The 14,766-nt window shown below is 45.9% G+C and carries 6 protein-coding genes; all 6 read left to right on the top strand.

All coding sequences use genetic code 11. From position 1 onward, the window contains the following. Nucleotides 1–145: 145 nt before the first annotated feature. Nucleotides 146–1,492, top strand: coding sequence for an ABC transporter substrate-binding protein (locus BLS49_RS18530; RefSeq protein ID WP_091234227.1), 1,347 nt, complete (start codon nucleotides 146–148; stop codon nucleotides 1,490–1,492). 72 nt (nucleotides 1,493–1,564) lie between these two features. After that, nucleotides 1,565–2,491, top strand: coding sequence for a carbohydrate ABC transporter permease (locus BLS49_RS18535; protein WP_091234229.1), 927 nt, complete (start codon nucleotides 1,565–1,567; stop codon nucleotides 2,489–2,491). Continuing rightward, a complete protein-coding gene (locus BLS49_RS18540) occupies nucleotides 2,491–3,327 on the top strand; it encodes a carbohydrate ABC transporter permease (RefSeq protein ID WP_175471469.1) in 837 nt (278 codons plus the stop codon). The genes BLS49_RS18535 and BLS49_RS18540 overlap by 1 nt, the downstream gene beginning before the upstream one ends. A 453-nt stretch (nucleotides 3,328–3,780) precedes the next feature. Continuing rightward, nucleotides 3,781–6,831, top strand: coding sequence for a glycoside hydrolase family 2 TIM barrel-domain containing protein (locus tag BLS49_RS18545; protein WP_091234233.1), 3,051 nt, complete (start codon nucleotides 3,781–3,783; stop codon nucleotides 6,829–6,831). Between the two features lie 290 nt (nucleotides 6,832–7,121). Beyond that, a complete protein-coding gene (locus BLS49_RS18550; RefSeq protein ID WP_091234236.1) occupies nucleotides 7,122–14,336 on the top strand; it encodes an S-layer homology domain-containing protein in 7,215 nt (2,404 codons plus the stop codon). Next, nucleotides 14,320–14,715 (top strand): hypothetical protein, encoded by a 396-nt coding sequence (locus tag BLS49_RS25810; RefSeq protein ID WP_425432164.1) that lies wholly within the window; start codon nucleotides 14,320–14,322, stop codon nucleotides 14,713–14,715. Before BLS49_RS18550 ends, BLS49_RS25810 begins: the two co-directional genes overlap by 17 nt. The last annotated feature ends 51 nt before the right edge of the window (nucleotides 14,716–14,766 follow it).

Consider the following 14,766-nt stretch of genomic DNA (forward strand, 5'->3'; position numbering starts at 1 on the left):
TCTGTCGCATGTGGAACTTAAAAAAGTTCATTCAGTTCGAAAGATGCAAATGCTATGCTTGAAACGAGGAAACGCTTTCAGTCGATGATGCGCACATCGTTCATTTGGTTTCCAGTTCGAAGGATAAAAGGGAGGTTATTGAAAGATGTTTAGAAAACCATGGATAAAACTATCTGCAATCGTATTGGCGGCATCCATAACACTTACCGCTTGCGGAGGAGGCAATTCCGGCGGGAATACTGTAGATAAATCCGCACCGGGCAACAATGGTGGTGCGGTTCAAGAGGAAACGAAAAAAGAGGTCAGCTTTACGATCGGCTACGCCTCGGGCGATCCTGCCGGTAAAAAAGCAATTTCCGACGTCATTACGAAATTTATGGAAGAAAACCCGAATATAAAAATCAAGGATTTGAGCGAAACGACTTCTTCAGCGTACCTGGATTGGCTGAAAACGAAGGATGCGGTAGGCGAGTTTCCGGATCTTGTAGAAATGCGGGATACTGAATTGTTTGCCAATGCGGGAAAAATCGTAGAACTGCCAACTGATTTGCGGGACTTGTTTAGTACGCTTCCTGAAGTGGATGGCAAGGTCTATAACGCTCCTCTCACAATGACTTCTCCTTGGGGAATCATTTATAGCAAGAAAGCTTATGAAGAGGCAGGAGTTACGGAGCTTCCTAAAAACTGGGACGAATTTATCGCGATTCAGGAAAAGCTGAAAGGCAACGGAATTTCACCGCTCGTAGTCGGAGGCAAAGATATTTTTCATATGGGTTTCTGGGTCAACAAGTTCCTCATCGATCAGATTTACGTGAAGGATCCGGATTGGAACTCCAAGCGCACAGCAAAAGAAGTCAGCTTCACCGATCCTAATGTGGTTCAGGCTGTCACTGATTATAAAGAATTGTTCCAAAATTATGTCGATAAGGGCTGGCTGAGCACCGGCGATAATCAAACAGCCTCCTTCCTAGTTACCGGAAAAGCAGCTCAACTCTATTCAGGGCCATGGATGTTCACGCAAATCGCGGAAGCTGATCCAAACTTTGAATTCGGTTTCTACGCAGTCCCTGACCGGGAAGGTAAAGTGAACGTTGTCGGGTTGCCTACTGCAGGTGGATGGTCCCTCTCGACAGAAGCTTCCAAGGATCAAGATAAGACGGAAGCGATCAAGGAATTCATCCGCTACTTCTACAAGGCGGAAAACTATACGAAATATTTGGAGACGACAAACGGCATTCCTTCAACCAAGGAAAACATTAAATATAATGCAACCGAACAAATGCAAACAGTACTTGACATTATGGCCGATGCAAATGTGACCAAATCGCTGGCGATCAATAACTGGTGGGGCAAAAACCTGATTCCTCCACAATTCCGCAACTGGTATTACAAGCAGTTGCAGGAGCTAGTTGTAAAAGATGGAGACGTGCTTGAGTATATGAAACAGGCGGATAAGGAGTATGACAATCAAGTTAAAGCCAACTCAATGTAACTAATCACCACCAGAAGGGGGCCTCTGACTTGCCGGGGTCCCCTTCTGATGAAAGAAGGAGTGAGAGAAACCATGACTACGCCTGCAACGCTTATCAATAATCCTCAAACTTCCACAAAAAAGAGAAGAAAATGGCAATCCTATGCGCTATTCTTTATTCTGCCGGCATTTATTTTATATACACTTTTTGTAATCGTTCCAACGGTCGGCAGTATATATTATAGTTTTACGTCATGGGACGGAATTAGTCCTGACATACGCTTTATCGGTCTTGCCAATTTCGTGGAGATTTGGAACAGCCCGCGGGTTCATAATGCTTTAAAAAACACTATGATTATGACAATTAGCCTCGTACTGCTTGAAAACGTGGTTGCGATTTTGCTGGCGCTGCTTGTGGATAAAGTGCGTTGGCTGAGTAAATTGTTTAGAAGCATTTTCTATTTCCCTACGTTGCTCAGCGGTATCGTAATGGGTTTTGTATGGGCCATGCTGCTGAATTACAACTTCGGGGTAATTAATCAGATGTTGAATAAAATCGGCCTAGGCGCACTTGCCGTAGATTGGTTGGGCGATCCGAGGTATGCCATGTTGGCGATCGTATTGTCTACTGTATGGAAAGGCGCTGGCTATTACATGATCATATATCTCGCCGGATTGCAGGGCATTCCCCAGGAATTGAACGAAGCAGCCAGCATCGACGGGGCGAACGGCTGGCAACAGTTCCGGCATATCACGTTCCCGTTGCTCGCCGGATCGGTCACCGTCTGCATGGTTTTGGCGATGATCGGTGCTCTTAAAATATTTGACCAAATCGCGGTAATGACGGATGGTGGTCCCGGCTTTGAAACCGAAACGTTGACCTATTTGATTTACAAGGTTGGGTTCGGTGAATTAAGGCAAGGCTTCGGTACGGCGTTGGCTATCGTGCTGTTCCTGATCATCATGATCATTACCGTCATTCAGGTGAAGTTCCTCCAGAAGAGGGAGGTTGAGCTGTAATGAAACTGAAAACACGCGGACTTGCAGTAAATATTCTGATATTTACGCTCACTCTTCTGATTGCAGTCCTGTTCTTTTTTCCCATCTTCTTCAATATCATGTCTGCCTTTAAGAGCAACGCGGAAATTATGAGGGATGCCTTGTCTTTACCGACAACGTTGTATCTCGAGAGCTTCAAGTATCTGCTGACTGAAACGAACTTTCCAAATGCGATCCAAAACAGTCTGATTTTGACGGTGGTGTCCATCGTGTTCCAGGTTCTTCTCATCCCGATGGCAGGTTATGCCATTCAACGGAGAAATGCAAGATGGACGAGATTTATTTTTCTATATTTTCTCGCAGGGATGATGATTCCTTTTCAAGCTTATATGATTCCACTGTTTAAAGAACTGAAAATGCTTGGATTATACGGAAGCCTAGCGGGGCCAATCATGATTTATGTCGCTGGTGCGGTCGGTTTCGGCTGCTTGCTCTATTCGAGCTTTGTCAAAGGCATACCGGTTGAAATCGAGGAGGCGGCTGAAATCGACGGCTGCTCCAGAGTGAGAATTTTCTGGAACATCGTGTTTCCGCTTTTGGGACCGGTTACGGCCAGTATGGTCGTGTTGAACGGACTCGGAATCTGGAACGACTTCCTGATGCCGATGCTGGTTCTACCCTCCGGCGAGCCTAAAACCATGGTCGTGGAAATTTACCGGTATATCGGAGAATTCTCATCTCGTTGGGATATGATTTTCGCTGGCACGACGATGTCTGTCGTCCCGATTCTGATCATATTCGTCTTTCTGCAAAAATATTTTGTCAAAGGGATTGCAACGGGGGCGACGAAGGGCTGAGGATGAAATGTCCGACCAAGGTTTAAACGCCTTGTCCAGCCTGAATGTTTGTTCTGAAAGCGAGTACTCAGTTGATTTGTGCAACTCGCAAGCATTTGATGCGTAAGCTCTTTCAGCCTTTCGGCTGGAGGAGCTTTTTCTTCGTCTTGTCTGGAATCATACCGGTTTAGGGCGGAATAAAAGTCTGCTCTTTTTTTTGATTGGAACATCATACAACTGATTTTGGGTAAGGTGAGGGGACAGAATGGCTGTTCTATCCCCCATTCTTCTCCTCAGCTAGGATAAATGTAAGAGGAACAGATTAAAAATGGTACACCTCGATCTAAAAAACACCTCATACGAGACAGTCAACGCCTTCGGTATACTGTAAAGAAGAGTATTCGACTTTCGAAAATCCGAGTCTGGATACGATGGCCTGAGAGCTATAAATAAGGATGCAAGGAGCGAATTGCTGTGATTACCATCGAAAAATATTGGGAAAACCAAAATCTGCTGCACGTAAATCGGGAACCTGCGAGGGCCTATTACATTCCTTATGAGGATTACGCCTCCGCCGCCTTGCGAAAGCGCTTGCAATCCCCGTTTTACCGTACACTGAACGGAAGCTGGAAATTCCGTTATCATGCCAGCCTAAAGCATGTCGTGGATAATTTCTACGCGGAGGATTCGGATGTAACCGGCTGGGATGATTTGCTCGTGCCCTCCTGCTGGCAAACGAACGGATACGATCAAATGCATTATACGAATACCAATTACCCGATTCCATGTGATCCGCCTTTTGTGCCTGATGACAACCCTGCGGGACTTTATGTCAGGGATTTTAAGGTTCCAGAAAATTGGCGGGAGAAGGAGAACTATATTGTTTTCGAAGGAGTGAACTCGTGCTTTTATCTGTGGATTAACGGCGCGTTTGTCGGATATAGCCAAGGAAGCAGGAATGCCTCGGAATTTAATATAACTCCTTATTTGCGAACGGGGGACAACCGGATTGCCCTCATGGTGCTGAAATGGTGTGATGGCACGTATATGGAGGATCAGGATATGTGGCGGTATTCCGGCATATTCCGCGATGTCTATTTGCTCGCCAGAGACAGGGCGCATGTTCGGGATGTATTCATCAGGCAGGAAATAACGGATGACTTCCGTCTCGGCAGGCTGCTGTGCGAGGTAGAAATGACCGGTTCCCGAGAGGTAGCCATCGAGATCAGAGCCGCCGAAGGCTGTATGCTTCAGGCTGCAAGTGCAGTGATTGACGGACGGGGGACGATAGCGCTGGAAATCGAGGAGCCTGTATTATGGAATGCCGAGCAGCCTTATTTGTATAGCGTTTCTGTCAAGGCCGGCGAAGAAGTATTGGCGTTCAGAACGGGCTTCAGGCAAATCCGGATAGTAGACGGAGTCTTTCTCATTAATGGGCGCGCGGTCAAGCTGAAAGGAGTCAACCGTCATGAGTCTCATCCTGAGCTTGGCGCCGTTATTCCTCTCAGCCATATGATTAAGGACTTGAATTTGATGAAGCGGCACAACATTAATACGATTCGTACCGCCCATTATCCGAACGATCCGCGGTTTCTGGAGCTGTGCGACGAATATGGTTTTTATGTTATTGACGAGGCGGATCTTGAAGCTCACGGTATGAGCTCTGCGGAGAAATGGGCAGAAGGCGCAATTAATCGGCTGTCGGACAACCCGGATTGGGAGGCGGCGTTTGTGGAGAGAGCAGAGCGAATGGTCGAGCGGGACAAAAATTTTCCGTGTGTGATCATCTGGTCGCTTGGAAATGAAGCCGGGTATGGTGTCAACCATATCGCTATGGGCCGGTGGACCCGCACGCGCGACAACTCCAGACCGGTGCATTACGAAGGAGCTGCGGCACGCTATAAAGGAAGTACAAACGTCGATTACCTCGATATGGAAAGCCATATGTACGAAACGGTGCCGTTTATTGAAGAGTATGCGAAGGACGATTCGAAAACAAAGCCGTTGTTCCTGTGCGAGTATTGTCATTCCATGGGTAACAGTCCCGGCGATTTGCAGGATTACTGGAAGGTGATCTATCAATATCCGAAGCTGATGGGCGGCTGCGTCTGGGAATGGTGCGATCACGGCGTCAAAGCTGAAACGGAGGACGGCAGAACCTATTTTGCATACGGAGGAGATTTCGGAGATATGCCGAATGACGGCAATTTTTGCATTGACGGTCTTGTCTCTCCGGATCGGGTTCCGCATACGGGTTTGCTGGAATTAAAGCAAGTTATCGCACCCGTCAGAATTGAGGCAGAGGAGCTTGCGAGCGGCAAAATGCGTCTGACAAATTTGTACGACTTTCTTGATCTGTCGCACTTGGCACTTTACTGGAAGGTCGAGAAGGATGGTATTGTGCAGCAGCAAGGGCATGTCTTGCATCTGGAAGCCAAGCCACATGGTGGTCAACAAATGCTGGTTCTGCCATATTGGCTGCCGCAGGAGCAAGGGCGCTATTTCCTGACGTTGTCCTTCCGACAGAAGCTGGAAACCCGCTGGTCCGAACCAGGATACGAGATTGCCTTTCAGCAATTTGAGCTTCCAGTTGGAAAGACGCAAACGGATCTGCAGGTGCAAGCTCAGCCGCAGCGCAGTTCATGTCACGACCATAAGCTATGCGCCATTTCAGCAGGACAGCTGCTGGTCATGGAGGGATTTGATTTCCGTCATACCTTTGATTTGGACGGCGGAACGCTTATCGGCCTGTCCAGACACGGCGTTAATATGCTTGTTGCTCCCGCCAAATGGAACATCTGGCGGGCTCCGATCGATAATGACCAGCCGATGAAAGCCAGATGGATAGTGGAAGGCTACGACAGGGCGGCGATGAAGGTATACCGCTGCAAGTGGAAGCAGCAGCCTGACGGAGCCGTGACGATTTCCGTCGATTACTCGCTCGGCGGTTACATCCGTTATCCGCTTATGCACGGCACGACCACTTGGCGATTCGACAACAATGGCCGTGTATCCCTTCGCACAGAATTGAAGGTGCGCGAGGACTTACCATTTTTGCCTCGTTTTGGTCTCCAATTGACGATGCCTGCTGGCACAGACGAGGTCGAATATTTTGGATACGGCCCGCACGAAAGCTACGTGGACAAACGGCTAAGCGCACGGATGAGCAAATACGGGATGTCCGTAGACGATATGTTTGAAAACTACATCCGTCCGCAGGAGAATGGATCTCGCTATGGCACGGAATGGGGAATCGTCTCGAACAGGCAGGGCATGGGTCTACGTTTTAACGCTCCGAGTCCCTTTTCGCTACAGGCGTCGTATTATACACCGGAGGACCTTGCTGCTGCCAAGCATGATCATGAACTACGCCCTCGTAAGGAAACGATCGTGAATCTGGATTATAAAATGAGCGGCATAGGTTCCAATTCCTGCGGACCGGAACTGCACGAAGACTACCGTCTCCAGGAACAGGAGTTTTCCTTTGAACTGGACATAACGCCTATTTTCAAGGAAGACGAATAATATCTGCATGCAACTCAATTTGAAGAGTGAATGTAGCGCCGTCTTTTTGTGATCTGCTGTTGATCGGCATGACCTGCAGGAAACGTTTCGATTATTCCAATAAATCCCAATTATAATCCTGATATGACGGGTGCCAGTAACATCCTTTGGTCAACTAGTCATGAGAGGAGTTCTCATGACTAGTTTTGTTAAATTTCCACACTACCTTTTTAGGGGGTGATCGAAATAATTCTATTATGAAAGCGCTATTATTTTATGTTTACTAATAATTATGCAAAGGAGATAGGAAAATGGATCAATATGTAGTTTCAAGAAACGGACGCTGGCTTCGTCAATGGATGTCAGTGTTCCTTTCTACGGTCATGCTCTTGTCATATTTGCCTGTTACTGTGACAGCAGCAACATCCCCCTCGGATGGAACAGTGGATTATTCTTCGCTGGTCGTTTATCCGGGTACAACGGTAAGTGCTGCCAATCTGGCCAATTTGAACGACGACAATCCAAGTACACATGCTGGCGACTTTAGACCTGATACCGGAAAGTCTTTCACATTAGATTTTGGAGAGGACTTTGGAGTGAAGGTAACGGAAGTACGAATGCAGGCCAGAAGTGGTTTTACCGATCGGCTATACAACGGGCGAGTGCAGGCCTCTGTGGACGGGATCGTGTGGACAGAAATCACTTCTTCTATGGCTAAAAGCAGTTCAGATATACAGACATTATCCATAAAAGCAGAACATCAAAATATCCCGTACCGGTATTTGAAAATCATGGGGGACGGAAATAGTAATATTTTCAATATCGGTGAAATGAGAATTCATGGGACAAGAGTTCAACTTGAAAGTCTGATTAGTGGGGTGTCCATTAAATCCGATAATGTGGATTCCACGAAGGCTGCTGCTGGTGATGCTGTAACTTTGTCTTTTAAATCAACTGCTCCGATATCAAATGTAACAGTCAGTGTAAATGGAAATTCCTATGTAGCGCATAGCGTAGATCAGATCAACTGGTCTGCTGGCTATACCATTAGTCCATATGAGTTCCCGGGGCCAGTCTCGTTTGCTATCAATTATACGGATGAAGACGGAAGCTACGGGAAGTCGGTAACTAAGACAACTGATGAAAGCGTTGTCACGATTCAGGAGCTTTCCGATTATATCGATGTTCTATCCAAAACTGAAGCATTCGGTATCCCTGCACCGGATGTTTCCAATAACAATACAGTATATGTTGATTACAGCACGAGCAATGGAAAAACCTTTGCTGGCAGTATAATGGATAAAAATCCAAGCACCTATTTAAGCTGGAACGGACCATGGAATAATGGTTCCGGTACGTTTCTGGTATTTGACATGGGAGAAGGCAATGGCATTGCACTAGATCGGGCCTACATATTAGCCAGAGCCGATCAGTTTGGACGATTAGGCGGTACCTACCTGCAAGGGTCTATTGACGGAACAACTTGGACAACGATAAGCACCAGTGCACAGGGCATTGCCGATTGGCAAACACTCTCCATTACCGACAAAACATCATACCGTTATCTAAAAATTACGAACGACTCCAGATGGTATTTGAATATGGCAGAGATTAAGTTCTACGGAAAGCAAAGACTAGATGGTGTTCTGTACTCATATGACTTACAGAATCAAATGGCCATAGCCCAGGATATTGTCAATGGAGGACAAGGATACAATTCCGATACAAGCTGGAAAGCTTTGGAGCAAGCACTGGCTCACGGGCAAACAGCTATCGACAAACTGGATAGCGGCAATATCAGCGACCTTACTCAAGCTGACATAGATGTGTTGACATCTGATTTGCGGGCCGCTATTAGCGGATTAAAGCAAGAGGTTAAAATTATTAGTGTGACCAGTGATGAAGGGTTTATCCATCCCGGTATTAGTGTAACTAAAGAGTTATTGGAAAATTTGAGATCGCAAATTGAAAACAAGCAGGAACCTTGGTACAGCTATTATACAGCCATGCTGGAAACAGATTATGCGAAAACTGCCTTTACATCGAGCATTTCTCCAGATGGAATCACGGTAAGAACGGATGCCTATAACGCGAGTAATGTGAAGGACATGGCATCGAAAGATGGAACACGGGCATTTACGCAGTCGATTTTATACTACATTACTGGAAATGAAACCTATCGTTCAAATGCTCTGCGTATTATTCGGCTCTGGGGACAGATGGACCCGAATAAATACCGGTACTTTACAGATTCTCATATCCATACTGGACCCCCCTTGTACAATATGATTATGGCAGCGGAGATTCTACGGTATACCACTTCTTCAGAAGAGTTGAGATGGACCGATCAGGATACGGAGACGTTTACCAAGAATGTCATAGACCCGACGGTAAAGACTTTTTTGGATTTTAACGACAAGTTTATGAATCAACACAATTATCCGCTGTACGGATCGATCGCTGCTTATATTTTTAAGAATGATTCGGATAATTATGCTAAAGCGATAGAATGGTTAACCGTAAACGATTCTGCGCCGGACAAGTATATGACGGGATCTATCTATTGGCTGTTTCGAGAAATGACACAGAATGATGAAACAGGTGAACCTGTCGCACCCCATGTGCAGCATGTTGAAATGGGGCGGGATTTGGCACATGGCGAAGGAGACGTTACGAACTTTATTAATCTCGCCAGAATGGTGGATGCACAAGGGACCAAGGTTGATCCAGCGAGCGGAACCATTAGTGCGACGGGTGTATCCATCTATGAATTTTTGAATGACAGGATTTTAATGGGAGCCGACTACTATGCTAAGTTCTCGGAAGGCTTCGATATCAATTGGACTCCCGTAATTTCGACAGCTGCATCGGAATGGGCAAAGGAAAAAATTTATTCTATACCTTCGGATGAATATAAAGGCCGGATGCACTATTTGGGCACGGGCGGCTGGGATTTGTACTATGTGTACCGCTATAAGCTGGGTTATACGGAAGAACAGCTGGAAGCGAAAGCTCCATACTTTGTAAAAGCATTCAAGAGCCGGGTTGCACCGAATCACTATTTTACTGGCGATGGATCGGATAATGATGCACCTAGAGTGGAGACCGGGGCTGAGTGGTGGATTTACGTCCCGAAGGAAGTTGCTAATGAACAGCCTGATTCTATATCTAGAGCAGTAAGGGAAAACACCTTATTTAAAGACAGATACCTGCTGCAACTAGAGGATGCCTATAGTATTATTGATGGTTCTAACCAGATAAAGGAAAGTACATCGAATATTAGCACGAAGACGGAAGGTGACGTCAGCTATATCAGTACAATAGCTAGCGACAACCAGACCTTGTTTGCTGCTTATCGGCTAATGTTTATTAATCGAAACAATACTTCGAATGTGGCTATAAAAATTCGCACTAATGGATTAGCTAAGCTTGAATTAAAGAAAGATAAAGATTCGGTGCCGTTCCAAACACTTGAATTGCCTGACACCAACAATCAATGGCAATATGTAACCTTTGACATGGGGCAAAACTCAGTTTCATATGGTCAATTCCCATCGAAGACTTTTATGGCTTACTTTAATGTTGTCGGAAATGGAACAAATGTTGATATCGATTATATGGATATTAAAGCTGACAATACGCTGACGCCACCCTCTTTCAGGAATATCACGACTAAAAATATGAATTTGTCATTGTTTGCAGGTGGCACGATTAATTACGATTTTTCTGCTGTTGATACAAATAGCTCGGACGTTATCACATATCATCTGCAGGGAGATGCACTGCATGGAGCGACTCTTGATCCTGCTACTGGAGCATTTTCTTGGACGCCAACCTCTCAGGAGAAGGGTTCCTATCAGTGCCTCGTAGTAGCTTCCGATGGAATCACAGTTTCAACAGTGAGCCTTACGATCCATGTTGCGGGTGATCGTCAGGCAGCCATAGAATATGTGGGATCTCATTTTGACACGAACACTATGTATGAATCGGAATCATTGGAAAAATATGAAGATGTCTATAACAAGGTTCTCGGCATGGTGAATACCGCATCGGATAGCGAATTTTACTCTGCATTGAATGAGTTATCCCTAGTTGTAGCTTCTATGAAGCAGTTGAATCCGAGATTAAGCGATGGAAGCTTGGATTTTACAAAGAGTTCAATTAAATCGTCATTGCAGTCCGGATATGAAGCCTATTTGATTGATAACAATACGGTTACCTTCAGCGGCGATTTGACAGCTAAATATTTCATTATGGATTTTGGCCCTAACTTTAGAGTTGCGCCTGCACATTTTGCACTGCAACCGCGTAATATTTGGCCAGAAAGAATGTCAGGAGCAATTGTTTACGGCTCGGATGACGGAGATACATGGGTACCACTAACAGAAGAAGCTGGATACAGCAGTCAAATGCAGACGTTGAATGTAAAGCAGGAACAGTTTGGTGAAGCCTATCGATATTTCAAGATTTCAACCTATGAATCCAAAGATTATTATGCAAAGAAAAACAGCATTCTTAGTGTAGGCGAGTTCCGAATCTACGGAGATCGCATTGAAACCCCTACTAGAATTTCCAGCGTGTCGATTAGCAGTAATGCTGAATCATTAACTCAGCACATGCAGGGGAGCGGTGCAAGCAGCAACGCGCAAGTCCCTGTTAAGAAAGCTATCGCTGGCAATGAGCTCACTTTGAGCATTACGGCTAAGCAACCTCTCACGGAGTTGAAGGCAACAATTGCTGGAATGGACGCCACGGTAACGAAGCTTGACGACTTGCATTATATGGCAACAGTAACTCTCAGTCCGGAGGCAGCTAGGTGGAATGCGAGCAGAAATGCGGAAATCGAGGTCAATTATAAGTATCTCGATGCAAAAAAAAATCAGATTGAAACTTCAGGATTACCTGTGGTTTATACGACGGATGGATCTGTTGTGCTAGTGTCGGACGTTTCCAGTAGAATTGATAATATTCTAGATAAAGCAACGCTGACTTTTAATAGATCGACAGATGTCGGGACTGAAATCGGACCGCGGTTATTCGACCGTAACACATCAACTTTTGTAGATATTAGAAATTCGTCAAGCGCTGGTAACGGCGTGTTCTATCTTTTCGATTTTGGGGATGGTGCTGTGTCGCTCAGCAGTGTGGAAATTGCTCCAAGGATGACTACCAATCTGGCAAGCCGAATGATCGGCACTTATGTGGCAGGCTCCAACGATGGAGTAACGTATAAGCCGATTTCATCCGAGTCCAAAAATATTTGGGATTGGCAAGGGCTGTCGGTTACGGATAGTACTTATTATCGCTATATCAAGGTTACCAATAATAGCTCTTGGTTCGGGAATCTTTCAGAATTGGAGTTCTTCGGTTCCTATGCAGAAGATAGATCAAGCCTTATCGTTCCGCCGGTCGTGCAATCGGCTGTGCCGGGGGACGGCAAAGTGACCTTGACCTGGAATGAAGTACCCGGAGCAGTCAGTTACAACGTATATGCTAGTACTATTTCGGGTTCTTTTGACAATCCTGTGCAGACTGTAGCTGGAGATGTGCTCAGTTATGATGTAACCGAACTTGCTAACGGCACGACCTATTATTTTGCGATATCTGCGACTACGTCCAGTGGAAGCAGCGGACTATCGGCGGAGGTCAGTGCGGTACCAGGAGTGGACGAGAGTCTTAATTTGTCCAGCTTATGGCTGAGCGAAGGTGATATGGTCCCTGCGTTTGATCCGAATGTGATCGCCTACAACGTCAACGTGACTAATGCAGTATATAGCGTCAGCGTTACAGCATCGGTGTACGACCTAACATCAACGCTCAAGATCAACGGCATTGATATGGTGAGCGGAAGTCCATTTCCTGTCTTGCTGGAAGTAGGAGTCAATCCAATAACCGTCGAGGTAAACGGACTGACGGGAAGCAAGACTTACCAGATTACTGTGGTTCGCGAGAAATCGAACAGCGGTACCAAGTCATCTAATGCCGACCTATCCGGGCTGGTACTAAGTTCTGGATCCTTGTTACCGGCCTTCAGTTCTGACGTTACCGAATATAGTGCAACCGTGGGATACAGGATAAGCAGCGTGAGCATCTTAGCAACGCTGTACGATGGTTTGGCATCGCTAAAGGTGAACGGAGCGACAGCAGCAGGTAATAGTTCCATATTGGTGCCGTTGCAAGTGGGTGTAAACCAGATCAAGCTCGAGGTCACGGCTGAAGACGGCACTGTCAAAGTGTATACCCTCAATGTTACGAGGGAGAATGACTCTGTTCCTACTTCTCCTACAGTAACAAATCCGATAATTACAAATGTATCCGAGAGAGGCAAGGAAGCTACTGTTAGAGGCGCTTCTCTTATATTCAATGAAGAACCGGACAGCAAAGGGCAGCTTGCATTAATAGTAAAACCTAAGGATCTGCTTGCGGTTCTGCAACAGTCAAAGGACGGGGAAATATTCATAGAAGTAAAGGCATCCCGAACCCTTTCAGGTGTGACGGTGCAGCTTCCAGCCCAAACGTTGCTTCAGGGACTAGAGGGTGCAGCGATAGACTCCATTTCTTTCCGTCTGGGACTGGCAAATGTGACGTTGTCAGCGGATAGGCTGGCAGAAGCTGCGGCTAAAGCAAATGCCAATCATTTGTTTTTGTCGATGTCTACCTTAAGTCAAGCTAAGCTTTCTTCTGGTGTAAAGGAGCGAATTGGCGGTAAACCGGTATACGATTTTGAATTGCTAGCAGACGGCAAGTCTATCGTTAATTTTACGGAACAAAAAGCGGCAATGGTGGAATTGAATTATGTCTTGAATACCAGTGAGCATTCCGAAAAAATCGTTGTGTATGGTATCGATAAGCATGGTATGCTGCAAGTCATTAGAAGCAGCAGATATAATCAGGATACTGGCAAGTTGTTTTTTGTGCCGGAGCAATTCACTGCCTATACAATTTTGGAAGCAGATGTAGGTTTTAATGATCTGACAAGTGTGTCGTGGGCCGAGAATGCTATCTTGAATCTGGCGGCCAGAGAGATCATTGATGGTATGGCTCCAGGCCAATACCAGCCTGATCTAGCTGTAACCCGAGCTCAATTTGTGAAGCTGCTGGTTGAGAGCTTGAACCTGCGGACAGGAACCGATGAGACTGGCTTTACGGACACACTGAAGGGAGCATGGTACTACGAGGCTGTTGCAGCGGCGAAGGAAGCAGGCATTATTCAAGGATACGAGGATGGCCGGTTTGGAGTGAATGAGCCGATAAGTAGACAAGACATAGCGGTCATGGTCGACAGAGCATTGGCCTATGTGAAGTTAACGCTGAACTCTACCACTCAAATCGAGCTTTACAAGGATGAGAGTGATCTATCCAGTTATGCCAAGCAATCTGTAGCCAGATTGTCGGAGGCAGGTGTGCTGAACGGGTTGAGCGAGGGTAGATTTGCCCCCCTCGAAAATGCTACCCGGGCTCAAGCGGCAGTCATCATTTACAGAATTCTTCAAGCGATAAACACGGTGGATGACCTTTCAATTTAAAATCTACAAAAAAGAACAACATAAGATCCACAACAAGCAACAGCACGGCCCTCTTTTGGGGCGTGCTGTTGTTCATTTAGGCGTGATTCCCGCCTTCCAACGTCTATGTTTTGTACAAGTGTCTCCAATAAGAAGACGGTGGTTCGCCCATTACCTTTTTGAACACCCTGCTGAAGTAATAAGGGTTGTTATAGCCGAGCCGGTCACTGATTTCCGAAACATTGAGGGAGGTATTTCGCATCAGGTCAATTGCCAGTCCGTCAATGTTCGCTTTATTCCGCTCTACGAAATCAAGGACGAGACGTATACCGTTTATTTTCCTGTTTCTCTACCGATACAACGTACAACTCAAGAAAATAAAACAACGGAATTCAAGTGATCGTGCAAGTTCTAAAATCACTGCTTTTTCCCCTTAAAAAACTTCATTTCA

It is taken from the genome of Fontibacillus panacisegetis (assembly GCF_900102215.1).
Taxonomy (GTDB): domain Bacteria; phylum Bacillota; class Bacilli; order Paenibacillales; family Paenibacillaceae; genus Fontibacillus; species Fontibacillus panacisegetis.

Coding starts and splice junctions, on each gene's coding strand:
- BLS49_RS18530 (WP_091234227.1), top strand. CDS start 146: ATGTTTAGAAAACCATGGATAAAACTATCTGCAATCGTATTGGCGGCA.
- BLS49_RS25810 (WP_425432164.1), top strand. CDS start 14,320: ATGACCTTTCAATTTAAAATCTACAAAAAAGAACAACATAAGATCCAC.
- BLS49_RS18550 (WP_091234236.1), top strand. CDS start 7,122: ATGGATCAATATGTAGTTTCAAGAAACGGACGCTGGCTTCGTCAATGG.
- BLS49_RS18535 (WP_091234229.1), top strand. CDS start 1,565: ATGACTACGCCTGCAACGCTTATCAATAATCCTCAAACTTCCACAAAA.
- BLS49_RS18540 (WP_175471469.1), top strand. CDS start 2,491: ATGAAACTGAAAACACGCGGACTTGCAGTAAATATTCTGATATTTACG.